Source organism: Pseudoclavibacter sp. JAI123 (genome assembly GCF_013409665.1).
GTDB lineage: Bacteria > Actinomycetota > Actinomycetes > Actinomycetales > Microbacteriaceae > Pseudoclavibacter.
This window is the reverse complement of the sequence record NZ_JACCCM010000004.1, coordinates 2,004-5,340: the sequence shown is the minus strand read 5'-3', so window position 1 is coordinate 5,340 and position 3,337 is coordinate 2,004. Positions and strand designations below refer to the sequence as shown.

Sequence of the window (3,337 nt, the reverse complement as noted above, 5' to 3'; positions counted from 1 at the left end):
GGTCGATTCTCGATCGTCTATCGAGAACCACAAAGTGGACGCGAACAGCAACAACATTCATGTGCATGTTTTATCAAATCATCAGCTTATTAGTACCGGTCAGCTCCACACATTTCTGTGCTTCCACATCCGGCCTATCAACCCAGTCGTCTACTGGGAGCTTCTCCCCCGAAGGGATGGAAATCTCATCTTGAAGCCGGCTTCCCGCTTAGATGCTTTCAGCGGTTATCCGTTCCGAACGTAGCCAATCAGCGGTGCTCCTGGCGGAACAACTGACACACCAGAGGTTCGTCCATCTCGGTCCTCTCGTACTAAAGATAGATCTTCTCAAATTTCCTACGCGCGCAGCGGATAGAGACCGAACTGTCTCACGACGTTCTGAACCCAGCTCGCGTGCCGCTTTAATGGGCGAACAGCCCAACCCTTGGGACCTACTCCAGCCCCAGGATGCGACGAGCCGACATCGAGGTGCCAAACCATGCCGTCGATATGGACTCTTGGGCAAGATCAGCCTGTTATCCCCGAGGTACCTTTTATCCGTTGAGCGACAGCGCTTCCACAAGCCACTGCCGGATCACTAGTCCCGACTTTCGTCCCTGCTCGACTTGTCAGTCTCACAGTCAAGCTCCCTTGTGCACTTACACTCGCCACCTGATTGCCAACCAGGTTGAGGGAACCTTTGGGCGCCTCCGTTACTCTTTAGGAGGCAACCGCCCCAGTTAAACTACCCACCAGGCACTGTCCCTGAACCGGATTACGGTTCGAAGTTAGATATCCAGAATGACCAGAGTGGTATTTCAACAACGACTCCACGAACACTAGCGTGCCCGCTTCACAGTCTCCCACCTATCCTACACAAGCCACACCGAACACCAATACCAAGCTGTAGTAAAGGTCACGGGGTCTTTTCGTCCTGCTGCGCGTAACGAGCATCTTTACTCGTAATGCAATTTCGCCGAGTTCGCGGTTGAGACAGCTGGGAAGTCGTTACGCCATTCGTGCAGGTCGGAACTTACCCGACAAGGAATTTCGCTACCTTAGGATGGTTATAGTTACCACCGCCGTTTACTGGGGCTTAAATTCAGAGCTTCGCCGAAGCTAACCCTTCCTCTTAACCTTCCAGCACCGGGCAGGCGTCAGTCCGTATACATCGTCTTGCGACTTCGCACGGACCTGTGTTTTTGATAAACAGTCGCTTCCCACTGGTCTCTGCGGCCATCAATGCGCTTTCAGGAGTAAATCCCTATACGCCTCAGGCCCCCCTTCTCCCGAAGTTACGGGGGCATTTTGCCGAGTTCCTTAACCACGATTCTCTCGATCTCCTTGGTATTCTCTACCTGATCACCTGTGTCGGTTTGGGGTACGGGCGACTAAAACCTCGCGTCGATGCTTTTCTTGGCAGCAGAGGATCACCGACTACCTCACATACGTGAGTTCCGCGTCAGATCTCAGGCTTCACGAGTGACGGATTTGCCTATCACTCACCCTACATCCTTGCCCGGATTCAACCAATCACCCGGTTCGGCTACCTTTCTGCGTCACACCTGTTAATACGCTAACCGCACCAGAACGGGGTCGAGCGCTAGGCTTCCCACCCACCCGAAGGCAGACGAGAAGATTCGGACTCTTAGCACTACTGGATTAGCTTGGGCGGTTTTTCGCCGGCCACGGGAATATCAACCCGTTGTCCATCGACTACGCCTGTCGGCCTCGCCTTAGGTCCCGGCTTACCCAGGGAAGATTAGCTTGACCCTGGAACCCTTGATCATTCGGAGGACGGGTTTCTCACCCGTCTTTCGCTACTCATGCCTGCATTCTCACTCGTGTAGCGTCCACGGCTGGTTTCCACCGCCGCTTCACTCGCCACACGACGCTCTCCTACCCATCCACACGACTGGACCACGAAGGCCTGTCTATACATATGAATGCCACAACTTCGGTGGCGTGCTTGAGCCCCGTTACATTGTCGGCGCGGAATCACTTGACCAGTGAGCTATTACGCACTCTTTCAAGGGTGGCTGCTTCTAAGCCAACCTCCTGGTTGTCTGTGCAACTCCACATCCTTTTCCACTTAGCACGCGCTTTGGGACCTTAGTTGGTGGTCTGGGTTGTTTCCCTCTCGACTATGAAGCTTATCCCCCACAGTCTCACTGCTGCGCTCTCACTTACCGGCATTCGGAGTTTGGCTGACGTCAGTAAGCTTTTGGGCCCCATCGGCCATCCAGTAGCTCTACCTCCGGTAAGAAACACGCAACGCTGCACCTAAATGCATTTCGGAGAGAACCAGCTATCACGAAGTTTGATTGGCCTTTCACCCCTAACCACAGCTCATCCCCCCAGTTTTCAACCTAGGTGGGTTCGGTCCTCCACGAAGTCTTACCTTCGCTTCAACCTGGCCATGGATAGATCACTTCGCTTCGGGTCTAGGACATGCGACTGAATCGCCCTATTCAGACTCGCTTTCGCTACGGCTGCCCCACACGGGTTAACCTCGCCACATATCACTAACTCGCAGGCTCATTCTTCAAAAGGCACGCCGTCACAGCTACAAGGCTGCTCCGACGGATTGTAAGCAAACGGTTTCAGGTACTATTTCACTCCCCTCCCGGGGTACTTTTCACCTTTCCCTCACGGTACTTGTCCGCTATCGGTCATCTGGGAGTATTTAGGCTTATCAGGTGGTCCTGACAGATTCACACGGGATTTCTCGGGCCCCGTGCTACTTGGGATACTCTTCAACGTCAATACACGCATTTCGACTACGGGACTCGCACCCCCTCTGGTCAGCCATTCAAAGCTGTTCGTCTATACGCTACTGTCACGCCCACTGCCTGGTAGAGCAGCATGAAAAGTCCCACAACCCCGACCGTGCAACCCCTACCAGGTATCACACACGACCGGTTTAGCCTGATCCGCGTTCGCTCGCCACTACTAACGGAATCACTGTTGTTTTCTCTTCCTGTGGGTACTGAGATGTTTCACTTCCCCACGTTCCCTCTACCCGCCCTATATATTCAGGCGGGAGTCACCAGGTCACCACAAGGGGCCTGGCGGGGTTTCCCCATTCGGAAATCCTCGGATCAAAGTTCGATTATCAACTCCCCGAGGCTTATCGCAGATTTCTACGTCCTTCTTCGGCTCCAGATGCCAAGGCATCCACCGTTTGCTCTTAAAGATTTGATTTACACATGAGTAGCCAATCATTTCATTCTCAGAAACTCTTGACTAAAATTGCTGAACACCACAAACCCAACCATCCGAAGACGATCAACATTTGCGGCATTCAAGATGCTCGCGTCCACTGTGTAGTTCTCAACATACGATCGGTACCAACCCT

Annotated in this window: 1 rRNA gene; it reads right to left on the bottom strand. The window is 53.3% G+C overall.

Going from position 1 to position 3,337, the window contains the following annotated elements:
* Window positions 1-69: 69 nt before the first annotated feature.
* A 23S ribosomal RNA gene (locus tag HDC34_RS17495) occupies window positions 70-3,183 on the bottom strand.
* Window positions 3,184-3,337 lie beyond the last annotated feature (154 nt).